The sequence below is a fragment of the Exiguobacterium sp. FD-YE-25-4 genome (assembly GCF_057004685.1).
The window spans coordinates 1,494,502-1,511,692 of the sequence record NZ_CM168041.1 but is presented as its reverse complement, the minus strand read 5'-3'; the positions used below and the strand labels follow the sequence as shown (position 1 = coordinate 1,511,692).

The window sequence follows — 17,191 nt, the reverse complement described above, 5'->3', positions numbered from 1 at the left end:
TTGAAGACAATTGTCTTCAAGAGGTATTTTCGTTTACTTCGAAGGCTCGTACGCGAGCGCTTCCCCGTTCGTTTCGATCACATGCTTGTACCAATCGAACGAGTCTTTCTTCATCCGCTCCATCGAGCCGTTGCCTTCATTGTCACGGTCGACATAAATCATACCGTACCGTTTCTTCATCTCGCCCGTCGTGAACGAGACGATGTCGATGATGCCCCACGGCGTGTAACCGATCAAGTCGACGCCATCATAGACGACCGCTTGTTTCAACTGCTCAATATGCGCCTTCAAGTAGTCGATGCGGGCCGCATCATGAATTTTCCCGTCGACGATCTCATCGACAGCACCGAATCCATTCTCAACGATGAAGAGCGGGATTTGATAGCGGTCGTACAACCGGTTGAGTACATAGCGGAGACCGACCGGGTCGATCGACCAGCCCCAGTCGCTCGACTTGATATACGGATTCTCGACGCCGTTCGGCAGACCACCGTTGACGATGTCGCCACTGTTGTCGGCGACGACATCACTCTTCACGGTCGTCGACATATAGTAACTGAAACCGAGGTAATCGACGGTCCCGTTTTTCAAAATCTCTTCGTCTCCATCGAGGAACGGGATGGAATAGCCTTCACGCTCGAACTCGTTCAAGGCGTAGCTCGGATAGAACCCACGCACTTGCACGTCTGGGAAGAAGTAACGCTGACGCATCATCTCTTCAGCAAGCATGACGTCGTCCGGGTTTGACGAGAACGGATAGATCGGCACGTGTGACACCATCGCCCCGATCTCGAAGTCCGGGTTGATCGCTTTCCCTTTCGCGACGGCGAGGGCGCTCGCAATCAACTCATGGTGCCCCGTCTGATACATCACTTCACGGGCGTTCTCCCCGTCTTCGACGATGACACCAGAGTTCGTCCATAAGAAGAGCGGGTTGTTGACGTCCATCTTGTTGTTGATCTCGTTGAACGTCATCCAATATTTGACCTTGTCTTTGTAGCGGTCGAAACACACCTCGGCGAAGCGGACGAAATGGTCGACGACGGCACGGTTGCGGAACCCGCCGTACTCACGTGCGAGGTGGAGCGGCATCTCGAAGTGGGACAACGTGATGATCGGCTCGATGTCGTGCTTCAACAGCTCGTCGAACAAGTCGTCATAAAATTGGAGCCCTGCCTCGTTCGGCTCCGCATCGTCCCCGTTCGGGAAGATCCGGCTCCAACCGATCGACGTGCGGAGACACTTCAAGCCCATCTCAGCGAAGAGCGCGACGTCTTCTTTATAACGGTGATAGAAGTCGATTGCTTCATGATTCGGATAAAATTCGTCCGGCTCGACCTTGTCCGTGATCCGACGCGCGACGCCGTGAGCGCCTGCTGTCAAGACGTCGACGACGCTAGGTCCTTTGCCGTCGGCGTCCCAGCCGCCTTCAAATTGGTGGGCGGCTAGAGCGCCGCCCCATAGAAAGTCTTTCGGTAATGTCTTCATTGTAGTTCCTCCTTATTGATTAACAATCGTGAGCATTGGTGTCGTCGTGTCTGTCTGATTACTTGCTTGGACGAGTACGTCAGCATATGTCGCGCTGTTCGTCACGATGACAGGTGTGATGCTTGAAATATTATGTGCGGCGATCATGTCACGGTCGAACGTCGTCAACACATCGCCCGCTTTAAAACTATCCCCGTCTTTGACGTGTACGGTGAACGGTTTCCCATCGAGCGTCACCGTATCGAGACCGACGTGGATCAACAACTCGATTCCCGTGTTCGAACGGAGACCGATCGCATGTTTCGTCGGTGCGACCATGACTACCGTCCCGTCAAACGGTGCAATGACCTTATTCCCGTCTGGCTCGACGGCATAACCTTTCCCCATCGCCCCGGAGGCGAATACATCGTCCGGAACATCGCTCAAGGCGATGACTTTTCCAGAGAGCGGTGAAGCAATCGTCTCTTCCTGGACGAGCGTCGCACTCGCTTCTGCCGTCGCAGGTGTTTCCGTCACTTCTGTCACTTGTTTGGCTGTGTCTTCTCCGAAACCGAAGATTTGAATCAAGACGACCGGAAGGATGATGGCGATCGCTGTCCCGATCAACAGTCCCCAAATCGAGGTCGGCACGTCTTCACTGATTCCGTTCACAAGGGTGAGCGGACCCGGGAGACCAGCGTAAGCGAAGTAATACGGGTTGAAGAAACTGGCCACAATGGCTCCGACGGCCCCCGAGATACATCCAAAGATGAACGGTTTCTTGAAGCGGAGTGTCACCCCATAGATGGCAGGCTCCGTGATTCCGAATAATCCAGTAATCCCAGCCGAGACACCGACTTTTTTGATTTCTTGGCTCTTCGCTTTCAAGATGACACCGAGAACGGCGCCGACTTGGGCGATGACGGCAATCGTCTGATATGCCTGGAATGAGTCACGGCCATACAAGTCGAAGTTTGCGAGCACCATCGGCGTCACACCCCAGTGGACCCCGAAGATGACGATGACTTGCCAGAGACCACCGATAATCGCACCAGCGAGCATCGGGGCGTTCTCCGCTAAGAAGTTGTAGCCGTTGGCAATCCCGACCGCACCCATCGTCGTGATTGGTCCGATGACGAGGATCGTGAGCGGCACCATGAGTACCAAACTGAAGAACGGTACGAACAGAGGACGAATGACCTCGTTCATGTGTCGGTTCAAGAACCGCTCGACGTAAGATAAGATCCAGACGAGGAAGAGCGGTGGTAATACCGATGACGTATACGTCGTACCTGACAAGGCGAGGCCGAGGAAACTGATCGTCTCCCCTGACGTGATGCGAGCCGCCATCTCGGCCCATGTCGGACTGACCAACGCCGCACTGGCTGCGACAGAGATGAACGTGTTCGTCTTAAAGTGTTTCGATGCCGTAATGGCGATGAAAATCGGTAAGAACGTGAACGGTGCCCATGAGATGAAGCTGAACACTTCGTACGTCCCCGTCTCGGCGAAACCGTCGAACAACAATGTCGTGATGATGAGTACCCCTTGCAAAATCCCGGCTGCGGCCAAGATATAGATGAACGGTGCGAACACGGCGGACATCGTCGCGATGATGCGGTTGAGGACGGTCCCTTTGTTTCCGTCTTCGACCTCAGCCCCTTCGATCTGTACCAGTTTCGTGAACTCATCGAACACTTCCCCGACATGCTGCCCGATAACGACCTGGAACTGGCCACCCGTTTCGACGACTGTGATGACACCTGGCATCGCCATGACTTGTTCTTTCGCCTGCGGATTTGACCGCTTCAAGACGAGGCGGAGTCGTGTCGCACAGCGCGCCGCATTGATGACGTTGTCTTCCCCTCCGACGGCCTCTAAAATATCCCGAGCCAATTTTGAATAATCCCGAACTTTACTCAACAGAAAACCCTCCTTTGATGTAACGCTTACATTTTGTACACTCTTACTATAATTGTACCGGTACAATTAATCAATAGCGATACAATAAATAGTTTGTGAACGTTTCGTAGACATGTGTGTGGTATAATGAAGGCAACATTTTCAAGTAGATGAGGGATGAGCGTGCTTAAATATCAACAAGTGGCAGCAGAGATTGAACAGTACATCAATCAACATGATTTGAAGCAAGGAGATAAACTACCCGTGCTCGAGCAGTTGATGAGCCAATATGCCGTCAGCAAGAGCACGATCACGAAAGCGCTCGAGTTGTTGGAGCGGAAAGGGGTCATCTTTCAATTGCGGGGGAGCGGCATCTTCGTCCGGCGCCACAACCGTCCGGGCTATATGAGTCTGTTCTCGACGCAAGGGTTCAAGAGCAACCTCGGTGACCGGGTGTTGACGTCGGACGTGCTCGACGTCTCGGTCACGAAACCGGACGCGACGGTCGCACAGAACCTTGGCATCGACGTTACGGATGACGTCTATCGTGTCGAGCGGGTCCGCTTCGTCGATGGAGAGGTGTTCTGTTACGAGGAGTCGTACTATGTAAAGGCGATCGTCCCGTATTTGAACCGAGAGATTGTCGCTGACTCGATCTTCGATTACGTACAGGGCGCCCTCGGCGTCACAATCGGCTTCTCGGACATGTACATGCAGGTCGGACGATTGGACGAGGCGGAAGCCGGATATCTCGGTTTACAGAAGGACGACCCGACGCTTCGCATTGAGACAATCTTTCATCTCTCGAACGGGAAACCATTCGACTACTCATGTATCACGTACCATTACGAGCATTCGCAGTTTGTCGTCCAAGCGAACGGGCCGTACATGTGAAAACACCGCTCTACGCGATTTGCGTGGAGCGGTGTTTTTGTGTGGCTCAGACGAGCGGTTTTCGATTTAAATCAATCACTGACGTTTACATTTCACTTTCTCCATCGCCTTCGGTAAAAAAGATAACCGAGCGGGAGCACCGCCAACAACGCGAGTCCGAGCATCCGATATGATGTTGGCTCTGTCGTCTGAACGTCACCTGAACCACCAGTAAGCGCATCCCCTGGTTGCGCTTCGGTGTTGGATTGTGTCTCGACCAAGAGTTTCTGATACATCTCGAGCGTGACCGTGTCTCCGTCGATGAACCGTTTCGCATCGGTCGTCAAGGCGGTCAACGTCTTTCCATCATAGTCAAACCAGGCATTCTCTCGCGCGGAATGGACCAATGTACCGGACACATCAGCTAAGGCAATGGCCAACTCGTCACCATAGCCGAACGTGGAGAAGGCGAAGAGGCCCGGTTCTTGCTCGTACGTCCCGATGACATTTCTCGGCTCCCCATCTTGTAGGACGGCTGATACGTACTCCTTGCTCGAGACGAACGTACACATTTCGTCCGACGAATAACAGGATTGCGCGGCAATCATCACTTCATGGAGCGAACCGAACGAGATGGCGCGACTTACCGTCAAGTGATAGTTACTCGGGTCGTCTCCTTCGATATGGTCGAGGACGATTGACTCGAAATGTTCTTCAGCGAAACGCTCCGCTGATCGTTCTGTCGGCGCCGCAGCTGCCGACGTAGCAGCGAGCGTGAAGATCCCGGCTAAAGCGAATGTTGTGAGGTGGCGGAACATATTTCTTTCTCCTCTCATTTAACGGATTTCTTTATAAACAGTAGAACATTATGAATGCTATTTCTCGCTATATCATGCCAGTTTCGCTCACTGTACGAGCAACCAGACTTCTCCACTATGCATATAATCTTCATCTTGAATCAGTTCGTGGAACCGATGCACCTCGACGTCCACTGACAGGTCGAGTCTTTGTAGGAATACGCGATCGTTAGGCAACCGCGTCCACATCTGCTCTGACGTATCCCGATCCATAAATGCCTCCAGTCGTGCATCGCTTTCAAACACGAGGAGTTCGGACTGCCAAAGCGTCGGCAAATCGAGTAAGGCGACGACCTGGTACCGCTCCTCTTCTCGGTTATGCACGAGACGTGAGGCCCCTTCCATCATCACCTCGATAATCGCACGTTGAATCCGGCTGTTCTCCTGTACAGACGATAAGAACGATTGATCAATCGGGATTTTGTTATGCCAATACCCGTCATGAAACGTCGTCGGGAACGATTGGGTCTGTTCGTTGACATGCAGGCGCAACCGTTTCAGTCTTCGTCTGACACCGCATACTTTTGCCCGTCTCTTCAAGAGGTTTTCCCCAAGATGGCGTCGATTTGCTGCTGGTGGTGCCGGTCATGTTCGATGAACTCGGTGACGATATAGGCGAGCGTATACGGGACACCGTGATGCGGGCAATGGGTTACCCCGTTCGCCGTCGTGTGCGAAGTCAGCGTCTCTTGACTTAATGACTGAAGCGTTTCTATGAGCGAACTTCGACTCGTTTTGGCTAACTGGAGCACGTTTTCTCCTGAGAGACGCTTCGCTTTTTGGGTCGCTCGCGCGTTAAACGAGTCGAACTCAGGGAAGATCATCCCTTCTCCGGTCTTGACGGCCGGGATGATGACGTTCAACAGATGGTTGTCCCAATGGGCGATGTGAAGGATGATTGCTTTGATTGACCATTTGTCGGTCGCAATTGGCTTGTCCCACATCGATTCATCCAATCTCTCTAACGTATTTAGCCAATCTGTATAAGATGCGAATTCATCGATTACGTTTATAGTGCTAGTCATGGACTTGTTCTCCTTGGTCTATAAAGTAAGTAGAGCGACTCATGTTCGAACACATTTATTCCGATTCATATAACCCTTCCGTTCGATTATACTCTTCCAAGCTGCGCCAATCAGGGAAAGTTTTTCGGAAGCGGCTACTGACGTCTTTTACTTGGCTCAGCAACAAGATAAATGTTGAGTCCCAAAAGATCAACTCACACACCGCACTCGGATACTGAATACGAGGTGACTCGATCCATAGGTCGCTATTACCGTCTGCGAACGGATAGACTGTCAGTTCGTTTAACGTGATCGACTCATGGCGTTCAAACGCCGTGAACACTCCCCAAATGACGTATAAGTTTGTGTGATGGACCAGTTCGAGTAGACGTTCACCTTTTATCCAGTAAGCCGTCCCCTCCTCGAGTTCTTGAACCTCTTCAAAATACTGTAACGCATCATTTGAGAGAACGTCGTCGAGGTCCGTCACTAACCAATTATAGTCGGAGACTTGTGAATGGAGAGCAGTCATGACTTCTTGAATGGAAACGAATCGTTCGATGATCGTATTCATGGCAATAACGCCTCATGTTTCAGCAACCATTTGAACCATCTACCGTGCCCCTCCGTCTCAACAATTGTCTGTTCTCGTTTAACACCGTTCACATATTCGTCTAGATGCAGGTCTTTGTCTTGGATATTGTTATAAAGATGGAACACGTCTCTCGTCTGTCCAATCTGTTCGACCACGTTCAGCAAGTGCTTCTTCATATCGATCGTCATCTGGTCGGCCACATGCGTGTGGAAGATGCAGAGGGTGCTTTCTTCTGGAATGCTCTCGGCAAACCTCAAAAATTTTTGAGATGGATCATGTGCAGTCAATGCGATTCTCCTCTGATATGTACTTATTCTTAATTCATACATTCCGTTAAAGTCTTCAGACTCCTTTCTAAAACACAAAAAAGCGGTACCTCATGTAAGGTACCGCACGACGTTTGAGCGTATTATGATCAAGCGATTGACATCATGTTCATTTATGTCGATCCGTCCTGCATCGTTCGCATCATCTGAGTGACTCGCTGACGCGACAGCAATCGGGGCAGGAAGGCAACGAGACGATTCCGTCTCCCTGGGATGATCAAGGTTTTTCCGTTCATGAACCCGCGATACCCGATATCCGCCACCCGTCCTGCTTCCATGATTGTGCCGCTCCGCACCAGGTTCGATGCCTGCATCCCGGAGCGGTCGACGAAACCGGTCGACGTCAATCCTGGACATAAGGCGGTCACGGTCACGTTCGTGTTGCTCACTTCATTCGCGAGCGCTTCTGTAAATGACAATACGTATGACTTCGTCGCATGATACACCGACATCAACGGGCCAGGGAAAAAGCCGACCATCGAAGACACATTCATGACCCCGCCCCGATTTCGTTCAACCATACCGGGTAAGAATAATTTGGTCATCGCCGTCAACGCCTTAATATTGACGTCAATCATATTAGCCTCCTGGTTGATGTCAGTCTCTAAGAACTTCCCGTACAGACCGAACCCGGCATTATTGACCAAGTAATCGATGTGAATGCCTTTCTCATGTAGCTCTTTAAAAATCTCTTCCGGCACTCCGGGTGACGCGATGTCTTTTGCGATGACTGTCACGACGACACCATAGGTCGAACGATACGATTCGGCGAGTTCCATCAACTTCGCTTCATTTCGTGAAACGAGCACCATCTCATGCCCGTCCCGTGCGAATCGATCGGCTAATTCCTTGCCGATGCCCCCTGACACGCCGGTGATGAGAACCGTTTTCTGCATAGCCCTATCTCCTCTGTTTGTTTCTTCCTAGTCACACGCCTTAAAACGTAATGATGACCTTCCCTTTTGGACGGCCCGTCGCGACCAACCCAAGCGCTTCGTTCACCTCATCAATCGTAAATCGCTTCGGGTGAAGCGCTGGAACGACTTGATTTGCTTCCACGACTTTCGTGATTTCTCGTAATTGGTTCCCGTCCGCACGAACGAAGATGAACCGATACTCGACACCATGCTTCTTGGCCATCCGGTCATATTTCGCACCCGCCATCGAAAATAGCGTTTGTTTCCAAAACGGGAACTGTCGATCTTGGGCGAAACGTTTATTCGGTCCTGTCCGCAATGACAACAGTCGTCCGCCTCGTTTGAGGATGCTGAGCTCTTTCTCGAACTCTGCCGGCCCTAACGTATCGATGACATAGTCCACGTTTTTCAAGACGTCCTCATAGTGTTCCGTCGTATAATCCAAATATCGATCGGCACCGAGTTTCAGCGTCCGGTCGCGTGACTCCGCATTTCCACTGACGATCACGGTCAGTCCTAATGACTTCGCGAGCGGAACAGCCATTTGACCGAAACTACCTGATCCTCCCGGAATGAACACTGATTGCCCCGACTTGACGTTCAGTTCTTCGTGTAGACCTTGATAGGCCGTGAGTCCGGTCAAAGCGACTGCGGCTGCCTCTTCGTAAGTTAAGTTCTTTGGCATCCTGGCGATGGCCGATGCATCAACGGCTACATATTCTGCGATTGCCCCAATTTTTTCAATCGGCAGACGGGTATAGACGTCATCCCCGACGGAATAACCGGTCACAAGTTTCCCTACCTGTTCGACGACACCCGCCAGTTCGTTCCCGATGGTTAGCGGGAAGGTGTAATCTTGAATCAGTTTTACGCTACCAGTCATGATCAACATCTCGAGTGGATTGATGGCGGCTGCCTTAACCTTGATTAACACATCATTGTCCCCGATATCTGGAACGCGTACCTCATTCACTTGGGCTTCGATTACTTTAGAATACTGACTGATTTGAGCTGCTTTCATCACGTTGTTCATGATTGATTCTCCTTTGTTTGTCTCGAACGATCATCAAATCGCATCTGAATCGAGGAATAGGTTGACGTGTGCTGCAAACAGCTCAGGGAACTGGAACAAATGACCGTGTCCAGCATCCGGATAGATGATCAATTGTGCGTTCGGCAACTTTTCGACCAAGAGATAACTATTTTCGGTCGGGGCCATGACATCTTTCACACCATTCGTCACAAGAACTGGATGTTCGATTGCCTGTAGCCATTCATAGTCCTCGTTCGGCTTCGGTTGAGCCCATTTTGCAATGGCTTGTAACTGTGCCTCTTTTACCTGATCTGAACTATCGAATCGTTTCTGAGCAAAAATTCGTTTGAGTGAAGCCATGCCTGCCGCCCGACTCGTTTCAGTATCTCCATAGAAGAAGAACATGAAATCATTGATGCCGTCCTGTTCCGTTCCCCCGTGCCGATTCATACGTTCGAATACCTCCTGGCTCGGATTCACACCGGCTTCAGGCGCAGTGCCAGCCAAAACCATTTTTCGGATCAATGTTTTTTCTTGGAGAGCGACCTCTTGGGCCACCATTCCGCCAATCGAAAAACCGAGGACGTCGACTTGTTTTAGGCCAAGCGCGCGGATGAACGTGATTGCGTCTTGTGCCATCTCCGCCACTGTCGTGGGTGTTTCGCCGTCCGTTTCCCCAATCCCTTTATTGTCGAATACAATCACTGGGCGCACTTCTGCGAGTGGTGCGAGCAAAGCCGGGTCCCAGTTCTCCATTGTTCCTCTAAAGTGAACGAATAAGACGAGGGGGACGCCTTCCTCGCGTCCAAATGTTCGATAGGCGTAACGAGTACCCTCTGCTTCGATGAAGTTTGATTGTGTTGGAATGTGAAATGTTGTCATGTTGTCCTGCCTCCTTGGATATAATCACACTTTTTAGAATGAACGTTCTAAAATGAGTAAAAAAAGAAAGTCAGTCTAACACGCTGAGTGCCAGCGCGATGATGCTTTCTAATTCTTTTTTCGTGTAGTCCGTTTTAATCAAGACACGGAGCCCGATCAAGTTATTGTGCAAGAAACGCGCCATCTGTTCCGAATCGATGTCGTTTGATAGTTCGCCATTGTATTTACCTTGTTCAATCAAATCTTGGAACATGCTCTCGGTCCGATGGAACATCTTCGTCGCGATCCGCTCGACCTCTTGGTCCAAGAGTGACAATTCGACAGCTGCATTGACGGATAGACACCCTTTTGGATACGTTTCAGAAGACCGGAGGATAAAGCGGAACACGTCACCGATGGCTGATTTGACGGACTCGTGTTGGCGAATGATCGCCTCCATCTCGTACGTGATGAATTTTTCATACTCGCCGAGCGCTGCCAAGAATAACGAGTGCTTGTCTCCAAACGTGTCGTAAATGCTTCTTCGGTGAATCCCCATATGGTCGACCAAGTCCTGCATCGATGTTTTTTCGTATCCTTGCTCCCAAAACAGTTCCATCGCTTTTTTTAATACGACTGTTTCGTCAAACGCTTTGCTTCTGGCCATCTCGATCTCCTTTCAATCCCTACCCTTTTTAGAATGAACGTTCTAACTGCAACTAAACTATATCCTTTCTAGAACGATTAGTAAAGAATAAAGTGGCTGACACGAAAAAAAGAGAAGCGTCATCCTTTCGGACGACACTCCTCTCCTTATCATTCTCTTCTAGTCGACAGGAACAAGTTGACCCTGTCCATCGAAGACTTCATCCTAAACGGGATTGTTTAGGATGGTTACAGCCAGACTGGTAAAGAAAAGAAAACTAAGAACAATACGGTCAAGACACCGACGACCGGACTGAGCGACCGATAGCCCTTCTTGAACAAGACGATCATCGTGTAGGCGATGAATCCGAGCCCGATGCCATCGACGATGGAATACGTGAACGGAATCATGATGATGACGAGAATCGCCGGGAAGGCATGCTCCCAATTGTCGAGCGGGAGATGCTTCACGTTCTGGAACATCATCATACCGATGATAATCAACACCGGCGCGATCGCCGTCACCGGAATGATCGCGAACAGCGGCAGCAACAAGAGCGAGACGACGTAAAGTCCTGACGTCACGAACGATGCGATGCCACCTCGTGCGCCGACCGAGATGCCGGCCGCGACCTCGACCGTCGAGACGGTCGGGCTCGAACCGAACATGGCACCGGCCATCGTCGACAAGCCTTGGGCGACGAGCCCTTTCGGGGCATCCGCATCCTTGCCGATGGCGCGCGTCTGATTCTGGATCAGGCTGATGTTCTCAATCAGCAAGACGAGCGTCAACACGCCGACGGCGACTAGGAAGATCGGTGACGCCGACTCGGCGAACGAGACGTTGCCGAACACGGTGCCGAACGACTCGAAGAACGGCATGAGCGCGAACTCACCGGTCCAGTCGAGCGTGCCCATGACGGCGCTCAAACCGACCCCGAACGCAATCGTCCATAGGAAACTGCTCGGTCCCATCTTCAAGAAGAGAAGGATGGCCACAAAGAGCGACAGGAACGCGACCTGCACCGGCCGTTCCCCGAGGTCTCCGATATGAAGCAGTGCCCCGCCACCGCCCGAGACGATCCCCGCCGCCTCGAGTCCGATCAAGATGAGGAACAGGCCGAGTCCGACCGTCAATCCGTCATGAATAATCGGTGGGAATGCGTTCGCCAGTTTCCTCGCCACTTTCGTTACCGTCAATAGGACGACGAGCGCCCCTGAGACGAACGAGACGGCGAGCGCGCCTTGCCAGCTCAGCCCCATCTGCAGGACGAGCGTGTACGTGAACAGCGCGTTGATGCCCATCCCTGGTAACAGGAGCAGCGGCAAGTTGAACAGCCCTGCGATGAACGTTCCGATGATGCTTGTCAAAATCGCTCCGACGAGCGCTCCCTCGAACGGGAGTCCGGCTTGTGTCAAGATTGCCGCGTGAACGGCCGGGATGTATGCTGTCGCCAGAAAGTTCAGCACGCCCCCGTATGTTTCTGTTTTCCATTCTGTTTGTTTTGCCATAGGAATCAATCCTTTATTGGCACCCTCACCCACCCATGTGGTTATACACACGAGGTTGATTATATCCTGTCTGACTTCTGACATGCAAGACAATCTTGGTTCAAATCCATCTTTGGACCCAGTCATGAGACCCATTCGGACGAAAGGTTCATTTTATAAAATAGGAACAAACGTTCCTGTTTTTAGCATCTTTTTTGGAGGGAATCTGCTATAATGAAGAGGCAGGTTAACGCAGCAATAGTGGGGTCAGCCGCCAAGTCCACAATGGAGGAAGGCGGTGGTGCGGATGGAACAACTATGGACCTGGGTCGGCGATTATGTGATCGTCCCGATCCTCGCTCCGATTATCGTTCACTTGGTTTTACACCAAACATCCGATCGTGCAACGTCTGAACGCACAAAAAAATGACCCCCTCGGCGCAATGAGATGGGTCACTTTCTGATTCACTAACCATTGTGGCGGCTGGGCCACTCTTAAAGTGGTAACCTGTACGCCAGAGGTCGGTGTGTCCAGCACCGGTCTCTTTCTACTTGCATCATACCATACTTGTTCCCATTTTTCAGTAACAGAAACGCGAAAACGGTGAAGTTGACGTGACGAACAAACACCGGGTGATTTTAGCCCGGTGTTTTCATATCTTCCTCTACTGTTGTGTAGCGCGAGAACCAGTTCAGCATGGCTTCTGCCTCTTGTTTCGGGATGTCCTCGATCATCTCATTCGATAGCAAGCCACCCCGTGTCGAGAACAGGACGTTACATACATCGAAACGGCGTTGGAGCGGCGTCTGAGTAACTTGGACCTGTTCGATTCGCGGCTTGTCCGTCAAGAATGAACTGACGTTGAAGGCCCCGGTCCGCAGCTCGATGAACTGACCGTTGCGAGCGTAGCGCGTCGTCATATAGCTCAATAGGCGACCGCCGATAATGATGGCCCACAATAGGACGAGCCACCAGGCGTAATCGCGGAAGAAATACAAAACGACACCCGAGACGATGAGCCCGACCCAGCTGATGCGTAGCAGTTTGACCCAGAGCGAACGTTTTGGCAAGCGATGAAGCGTGTCAGACCAGACGAACTGGTCGAAGTGCTCGTTCAACACGGTCATCGCCCGCTCCCGTTTCACGAACGGGAGGATGGTTGACGATTCGTCTTTCAACTCGTCCATCGTCCCGGCCGCGACGAGTTCGACACCGACGATGTTGAACCAGCGCCGAATGAACGTCTCTTTGACCCGGACCGCTTGAATCTTCTCGTATGGGATCTCTTTAGCGGAACGGTTGAGCAGTCCTTTCTCAACGCGGATGCGGTCCCCGCGTCGTTCGAGCCGGAAGTTCCCGTATTTCAAGAAGTTGATGACCATGCCGATGACGACCGACAATATCAGGACCGTCAGGACGAGCAGGCCAATCGCGATAATCGACGCGTGGACGACCCAATCGCCGATCGTATCGAACGTCCCGTCGAGATTGATGAAGTCATCGATGGACGAGATGATCGTCGAGGCGACCGGGAAGATCGCGAACACCGACAATGACGTTAGCGAGGCGATGATGATCTCTCGGGTCGAGAGGGCGTACAGCAAACGGCTCGCCGGTTTTTCAATCACCACCGGTGTAGCTGTCGTGTCCGTCTCTCCTTCTACTGGTATATCGGACTCGGTCTTGCGGTGACGGACCTGGTCAAGGATGTCCTCGAGCCGCTTCGCCTCGTTCGGGAAGACGCCGGCCAGTTTGAACGAGGCGTCGTCGCTGTTCGCGTTTGTATCGAACGTCAATTCGACGACGCCGAGCAACCTGTACAAGAACGGGCTGTTCGAGTGGACGCTCTGAATCTTATAGAGCGGGAGCGACTTCTCTTTCTTGATCCAGTTGCCGTCGATGACATATACCGTCTTCTCATCGAGCGCATAGCGGAAGTTGAGCCAACCGAAGAACTTCTGCAAGATGTCGAGTCCGAGGAACAGCAAGATCCCGACGCGCAGGATGATGCCGAACGTCGACTCCCAGTCGTTGTTCAAGACGAACAAGAGCACGAGCGGGATGGCGAACGACTTGATGACCTCTAACACTCGAAGCATAAGGACGCGACTCGGTAGTCGATGCCACGTGAGGGCGGCTTCCGTCATACGACATCCTCCTCTTCGATGCGGGCATAGACGGCAATCTGTTCCCGGAGCGACTTCGCGAACGATTCCTCGATCGCATAAATGTCATGTGACCCGGCGGCCGTCCCGATTGTGATTGTCTGCAAGCCGTACTTCCGAAGAAGAGGGCCTTGCTGGGCGTGGACGTATTGTACTTTTGTCATCGGAATCAAGACATCGTGCGTCGTGATGATGCCGTGATGCAAACGAATCTCGAGCGGCTTTACATCATACGTGAACCGTTCTTGCTTCCATTTTTGAAAGACAACAATATCAATCACGCTATAGATGAGGTCGATGGCGAGCAGGACGTACATCGTATATTGGAGCCATGTCGGCCAGTCAAAATAAAGCGCGGCCGCGACGAGCCCTCCTGTGATGACGAGGCCGATGAGATAAAAGATGGCGCTCGACAGTCGGAAGACGGTACGGGCCTCGATCGGCAATGTGCCACTGAATGATGTCGGTGTTGTTTCTATGTCTGACATTGGTGCTTCCCCCTATTCGTTCGGACGTTTGTCCTTCTCTCTCTTTAGTATACGCCGTTTTTCTGAAAAAGTTTCATTTCGACACGGGGAAAGTGGCGAGCTGTTCGTTGATTAGCTGAAACCGATGCGTATCCTCAGGCTCGACTTCCTCGACGATTGTGGTTAACGCTTCATGGGCAGAACGTTTCAACGCATCCGTGATTCGTCCGGTCAGTTTGATTGAAGCGAACGCGCTCGCGAGGATGACGACGTCACACACGAAACGATCTCCGTTCAACATCCAGTCGTCCGGCGTCGAGATGTCTTCCTCGAGCCAGTCAGACAGGACGGCATACGCCCCTTCCAGAAAATCGAAGTCCCGCTCTTTTCGGATTGCGTCCTCGAACATCACGAGCACGTCGGCGCCTTCATCACTGCCGAACGGACTGTACTCATCCGTGCAATCCAAGTAGAAGTCCTCCTGAAAATGAGCATTGAACCGAGGGTGTGCGGTGAGTTGGTCCGGACCGATTTCCGGGTCGTCGAAATAAAGATGGTTGTCCCAGTCGTACTCGACCTCAACGTACCCTTTCTTTAGTTTTTGACGGACGAGTTTGTCGGCTTCTTTCTTACACTCTTCTGCCGTATCAAAAGACTTTAGTTGGACTTTACCGACCGTACCGAGCTTTCCATACTGGACGACGAACTCGTCTGTGCCGACGCGGATGTTCCAAAATTTTGTAGTGTGCAGTAAATGGACCTTCATTTGCCACTCCCCAATAATATTTATTATGTTTTCATTATACGGTGAATTAGCCAATCTGGTGATTCGCTTTTTAATGTATTATTTTTCAATTGTTGACATTTTTTTATTATAAAGGAATATATAAGTATACATTGAATTCCTTTAAGAAGACTAAGTTATCATAGAGACTTATCGATGAAGGAGGGCTTATGCAGAAAAGAAAAATGTATTATTTCATCATATCGACCTTAGTCATCGTCGCTTTATTTAAAATCGGGGGTACTTTCCTTTATACAATGATTGTAGATCGCCCGACCCAACAAGACATGTCGGGAAATCCAAGGTATATCGACGGTGAATTAGCAACCTTTAAAGATAAAACAGAGAATCTAGAGGATACGAATGATATACCGAAGTGGTATGATCTTTTGTCGAAAGAACGGCTTGAGAAAAAGACGTCTGGTGAGGATCAAGGGGATACTTCAGACGTCCTGAAATGGGCCGTTATAGCTTTCTTGCTCATTTTATTTTTCACGTACTACAAGCGCGTACGGGATTGGTGGGATAAGCGGCGACGCAAAGCGACACCGTCTTCAGCCGACGAGAGACCATTATCATCTCGAGCCAACATGAACACGGTGACCAATACCACACCAATCTTTCTCTATGCCTCTGATACTGAGCTTGGGAAACTACTCGTTGAGTTGAATGACATCTTGAGCGAAACTCAAAAACGAAAACCTCACGAGACCGTCTCAGAGTGGTTTGCACGCATTCGATTCGAACAATCTGTGAAACCTTATGCCGATGTACGATATGGAGAACTGGACGTGATCGACGAGCGCTCACTTCATGATTTCAAAGTATCTGTCAAACAATACATCCAACACTACAAAGGAGAGAAATCTTGATGAACATTCGTACGATGATTGAGGAAATCAACCAAGTCTATTTGGGCAACCCAACAGTAGTAGAGTTGTGTGTGACATCGCTTTTGGCAAACGGACATGTGCTCTTAGAAGATGTACCTGGCACCGGAAAGACGATGTTGGCCAAGACATTGGCGACGAGTTTCCACGGCGACTTTTCAAGAATTCAGTTTACAGCCGACTTATTACCGTCAGATATTGTCGGTTCAGATTTTTTCAATCTAAAGACGCAAGAGTTTGAAAACAAGCAAGGCCCGATCTTCGCCAACATCGTGCTCATCGATGAAATCAACCGGGCCGTCCCACGTACCCAGTCCGCATTGCTCGAAGCGATGGAAGAACGACAGGTGACGGTCGGGGGCAAGACATATCACCTTCCTACCCCATTCTTCGTCATCGCGACGCAAAACCCGATTGAATCATCTGGTACCTTTTCTTTGCCTGATGCGCAGCTTGATCGGTTCATGATGTGTTTACATACAGGGTACCCGACCGAAGAATTCGAACTTCAATTGTTGGAGGAATCCGTCACCGAGACCCGTAAGGCGGTACTGGCGAATGTCGATTTCGAGCAACTCCTACAATATCGAGCTGATGCCATGAAAATCTACATCTCGAAAGATGTGTTACGTTATATCGTCTCGATTGCGACCGCGTCACGTAGTCACCGGAATGTTCAGACGGGGATCAGTCCACGTGCGACGATTGCGCTCTCGAAAGCCGCTCAAAGTTATGCCTATATCCAAAATCGTGACTATGTCACACCAGAGGACATCAAGTTCTTGGCCCCATACGTTTTCGCACATCGATTGACACTGACGCTCGAGGGCGAGATCAAGTCCTCGAAGGCCATGGTCATGGAAGAACTCTTGGCGACCGTCCCGGTCCCGGTCGAGATGGGCATGTGACTCCG

At 51.0% G+C, this 17,191-nt stretch carries 18 protein-coding genes; 3 read left to right on the top strand and 15 right to left on the bottom strand.

The window, feature by feature from the left end; translation table 11 throughout:
• Positions 1-33: 33 nt before the first annotated feature.
• Positions 34-1,488 carry a 6-phospho-beta-glucosidase BglA gene (gene bglA / locus AC13H5_RS07810; protein WP_034777604.1) on the bottom strand — a complete coding sequence of 485 codons (1,455 nt, stop codon included), beginning with the start codon at positions 1,486-1,488 and terminating at the stop codon, positions 34-36.
• 12 nt (positions 1,489-1,500) lie between these two features.
• Positions 1,501-3,393, bottom strand: a complete 1,893-nt coding sequence (locus tag AC13H5_RS07805) for a beta-glucoside-specific PTS transporter subunit IIABC (protein ID WP_483546551.1) — start codon at positions 3,391-3,393, stop codon at positions 1,501-1,503.
• Between the two features lie 159 nt (positions 3,394-3,552).
• On the opposite strand from AC13H5_RS07805, the gene AC13H5_RS07800 reads away from it, so the two are divergent.
• Positions 3,553-4,263, top strand: a complete 711-nt coding sequence (locus AC13H5_RS07800; RefSeq protein ID WP_232939592.1) for a GntR family transcriptional regulator — start codon at positions 3,553-3,555, stop codon at positions 4,261-4,263.
• Between the two features lie 92 nt (positions 4,264-4,355).
• Here the strand turns inward: AC13H5_RS07800 and AC13H5_RS07795 are convergent, their stop codons facing one another.
• The 13 genes from AC13H5_RS07795 to AC13H5_RS07735 all read right to left on the bottom strand — a co-directional run bounded on the left by AC13H5_RS07795 (position 4,356) and on the right by AC13H5_RS07735 (position 15,370).
• Complete coding sequence (locus AC13H5_RS07795) at positions 4,356-5,060, bottom strand: hypothetical protein (RefSeq protein ID WP_483545566.1); 705 nt, start codon at positions 5,058-5,060, stop codon at positions 4,356-4,358.
• A gap of 87 nt (positions 5,061-5,147) precedes the next feature.
• Positions 5,148-5,639, bottom strand: coding sequence for a DUF3916 domain-containing protein (locus AC13H5_RS07790; RefSeq protein WP_483545565.1), 492 nt, complete (start codon positions 5,637-5,639; stop codon positions 5,148-5,150).
• Positions 5,636-6,124, bottom strand: coding sequence for a DinB family protein (locus AC13H5_RS07785; RefSeq protein ID WP_483545564.1), 489 nt, complete (start codon positions 6,122-6,124; stop codon positions 5,636-5,638). Before AC13H5_RS07785 ends, AC13H5_RS07790 begins: the two co-directional genes overlap by 4 nt.
• A gap of 55 nt (positions 6,125-6,179) precedes the next feature.
• Positions 6,180-6,677 (bottom strand): hypothetical protein, encoded by a 498-nt coding sequence (locus AC13H5_RS07780; RefSeq protein WP_138859441.1) that lies wholly within the window; start codon positions 6,675-6,677, stop codon positions 6,180-6,182.
• Positions 6,674-7,027, bottom strand: coding sequence for a DUF2332 family protein (locus AC13H5_RS07775; protein ID WP_483545563.1), 354 nt, complete (start codon positions 7,025-7,027; stop codon positions 6,674-6,676). Before AC13H5_RS07775 ends, AC13H5_RS07780 begins: the two co-directional genes overlap by 4 nt.
• Positions 7,028-7,137: 110 nt before the next feature.
• Positions 7,138-7,920, bottom strand: coding sequence for an SDR family NAD(P)-dependent oxidoreductase (locus tag AC13H5_RS07770; protein ID WP_483545562.1), 783 nt, complete (start codon positions 7,918-7,920; stop codon positions 7,138-7,140).
• 40 nt (positions 7,921-7,960) lie between these two features.
• Positions 7,961-8,974, bottom strand: a complete 1,014-nt coding sequence (locus AC13H5_RS07765; RefSeq protein WP_483545561.1) for an NADP-dependent oxidoreductase — start codon at positions 8,972-8,974, stop codon at positions 7,961-7,963.
• Between the two features lie 33 nt (positions 8,975-9,007).
• On the bottom strand, positions 9,008-9,856 hold the full coding sequence (locus tag AC13H5_RS07760) for an alpha/beta fold hydrolase (RefSeq protein WP_483545560.1): 849 nt from the start codon (positions 9,854-9,856) through the stop codon (positions 9,008-9,010).
• 70 nt (positions 9,857-9,926) lie between these two features.
• Positions 9,927-10,502, bottom strand: coding sequence for a TetR/AcrR family transcriptional regulator (locus AC13H5_RS07755; protein WP_483545559.1), 576 nt, complete (start codon positions 10,500-10,502; stop codon positions 9,927-9,929).
• A 227-nt stretch (positions 10,503-10,729) separates the two neighbouring features.
• A complete protein-coding gene (locus tag AC13H5_RS07750; RefSeq protein WP_029595471.1) occupies positions 10,730-11,992 on the bottom strand; it encodes an NCS2 family permease in 1,263 nt (420 codons plus the stop codon).
• A gap of 618 nt (positions 11,993-12,610) precedes the next feature.
• Positions 12,611-14,119 carry a PH domain-containing protein gene (locus tag AC13H5_RS07745; protein ID WP_483545558.1) on the bottom strand — a complete coding sequence of 503 codons (1,509 nt, stop codon included), beginning with the start codon at positions 14,117-14,119 and terminating at the stop codon, positions 12,611-12,613.
• Positions 14,116-14,625 (bottom strand): PH domain-containing protein, encoded by a 510-nt coding sequence (locus tag AC13H5_RS07740; protein ID WP_214712776.1) that lies wholly within the window; start codon positions 14,623-14,625, stop codon positions 14,116-14,118. The genes AC13H5_RS07745 and AC13H5_RS07740 overlap by 4 nt, the downstream gene beginning before the upstream one ends.
• Positions 14,626-14,698: 73 nt before the next feature.
• On the bottom strand, positions 14,699-15,370 hold the full coding sequence (locus AC13H5_RS07735) for a WGR domain-containing protein (RefSeq protein ID WP_483545557.1): 672 nt from the start codon (positions 15,368-15,370) through the stop codon (positions 14,699-14,701).
• A gap of 188 nt (positions 15,371-15,558) precedes the next feature.
• Between AC13H5_RS07735 and AC13H5_RS07730 the strand changes: the two genes are divergently transcribed.
• The gene (locus AC13H5_RS07730; protein ID WP_483545556.1) at positions 15,559-16,260 is read left to right on the top strand and encodes a hypothetical protein; all 702 of its coding nucleotides are present in this window, start codon (positions 15,559-15,561) and stop codon (positions 16,258-16,260) included.
• Positions 16,260-17,186, top strand: a complete 927-nt coding sequence (locus AC13H5_RS07725; protein ID WP_128124184.1) for an AAA family ATPase — start codon at positions 16,260-16,262, stop codon at positions 17,184-17,186. The genes AC13H5_RS07730 and AC13H5_RS07725 overlap by 1 nt, the downstream gene beginning before the upstream one ends.
• Positions 17,187-17,191: the final 5 nt, after the last annotated feature.